General features: G+C 63.2%; 2 protein-coding genes. Both read right to left on the bottom strand.

The window, feature by feature from the left end; all coding sequences use genetic code 11:
• Positions 1–522: IS21-like element ISPkr1 family helper ATPase IstB (istB, locus tag KB874_RS22740; RefSeq protein ID WP_212538856.1), on the bottom strand; the 522-nt coding region annotated here is incomplete at its 3' end.
• Positions 452–2,020, bottom strand: coding sequence for an IS21 family transposase (gene istA, locus KB874_RS22735; protein ID WP_212538855.1), 1,569 nt, complete (start codon positions 2,018–2,020; stop codon positions 452–454). The genes istA and istB, both read right to left, overlap by 71 nt.
• Positions 2,021–2,132 lie beyond the last annotated feature (112 nt).

Raw genomic sequence — 2,132 nt, 5'->3', positions numbered from 1 at the left:
CGCGAAGGGGAGATAGCCGAGCTCATCGAGGATCAGGAAGTCGAGGCGGCAGAGCAGGTCTGCCGTGCGTCCCTGTCGATCGGCACGGGCTTCGGCGTCGAGTTTGTTCACCAGGTCCACGACGTTGAAGAAGCGCCCTCGCTTGCCGCGCCGGATGCAAGCCCGGGCGATGCTGACGGCAAGGTGGGATTTGCCGGTGCCGGTGCCCCCGATGAGCACGACATTACGTTGCTGTTCGAGGAATTCGCCGGCGGCCAAGTCGCGCACCAGCGTCTCGTTGACTGGCGTTTCCTCGAAGCTGAACTCGTCGACTTCTTTCGCCAGCGGCAGCTTGGCGATTGTCATCTGGTATTTGATCGAGCGCGCCTGCTTCTCGCTGATCTCGGCATTCAGCAGGTCGCCGACGATCTGTTGCGGCTCGTGCTGACGCTTCACCGCCGTGGTGATGATCTCATCGTAGGCGGCCTTCATGCCGTAGAGCTTCAGCTGGCTCATCGCGTCCAGCACCTGTGATCTTTCCATGGTCGGGCCTCCTGAGGCTGTCGTAGCGTTTGCAATCGGCGACGGGCTCGCAGGTCAGTCGCAACGCGGCCGGCGTATCGATGGTCAGCGGCGGTGGCGGCTCCCGATGCCGGGCCAGGATGTTGATGACGACCGAGGCTGCGGGGACCCCTTCGCTCAAGGCCTCGGCACAGGCAGCCTCCACCGCATCCAGTCCATCGATCGGGATCATGCTGAGGATCTGGACCATCTGCCGGTCGCCGTTCGGCACCTTGCCAAGCTTGCGCTGCACGCGCCTGATTGCCGACGGCAGGTCCCAGTCTTTGAAGGGGGCGCCATTCCGGAGGGCACCGGGCTTCCGAGCCAGAACCGGAATGTAGTGCAGCGGGTCGTAGATGGCCTTGTCGCGCCCGAAGGCTCGGGCGTGTTGCCCCACGATCTTGCCGTCCTGCCAGAACTCGACCCGCTCGGCATAGGCACGGATCTCGACGGGGCGGCCAACGGCCCGGCCGTCCACGGAGTAGCGGTTCTTGTCGAACTGGACGAGACAGGTCTCCGAGACCGACGCCGGCACGGCATGGAAGCCATCGAACGGACCGACGTAGGGCACAAGACTCGCGCGCTCGTCTTGGAACACATCCCAGATCGTTCGATCCCGAAGCTCCTGGTGCGCATTGGCTTTGGCCCAGGCAACACAGCGGTCTTCGAGCCAGGCGTTGAGCTCGGCGTAGCTCCTGAACTTCGGCCGGGGCACGAAGAACCGCCGTCGGACAACGCCGACTTGGTTCTCGACCTGTCCCTTCTCCCAGCCAGATGCCGGTGTGCAGGCGACGGGATCGACGAGGTAATGGCCGCACATCTGCTGGAACCGGCGGTTGTAGGCTCGGTCGCGGCCGACGAAGATCGTGTCGACCGCGGTCTTCATGTTGTCGTAGATGCCCCGCGTGCAGGTGCCCCCGAAGAAGGCGAAGGCCTTGTCATGGGCGTCGAAGACCATCTCCTGCGTCTCGCGGGGATAGGCACGCACGAACAGCATCCGGCTGTGACACAGGCGGACATGTGCCACCTTCACCGTGGTCGTCGCGCCGTCGATCACCACGATCTCGTGGCTCCAGTCGAACTGGTAGGCCTCTCCTGGATCGAAGGTTAGTGGGACATAGGCGGCCGCAGATGCCACCTCTTCCTCCTTCGACCAGGAGGCCGCGTATCGCCGGACGGCATCGTAGCCGCCATCATAACCTCGGGCCCGGAGCTCTTCAAAGATCCGAATGCGGGTCAGTCGCTCGCGCTTGGGCTTCCGCGCGTTCACCGCCAGCATCTCGTCGAGTATGTCTTTCCAGGGCCCGATCTTCGGCAACGGCTGAATGGTTCGCTCGTAGGTGAGTTCCGTCGCACCGGACCGGATCACCTTGCGCACCGTGTTCCGCGATACCCGCAGCTCCCGGCAGATCTGCTTGATCGACTTCTTGTCCTGAAAATACGCCCGCCGGATCTTCGCTATCGTCTCCACGATCAACATCCCACACTGCGCTCCCCGATGACCTCGGGAGCATCATGACCATCAGTGTAAGGGGGTCATTTTTGGGCGCCGATTACCCCGCTACGGGGTCAAAATTGCATGCCTGTTCACA

It is taken from the genome of Thetidibacter halocola, from assembly GCF_018224955.1.
In the GTDB taxonomy this organism is placed as follows: Bacteria; Pseudomonadota; Alphaproteobacteria; order Rhodobacterales; family Rhodobacteraceae; genus Thetidibacter; species Thetidibacter halocola.
This window is presented reverse-complemented; position numbering and strand designations above follow the sequence as displayed.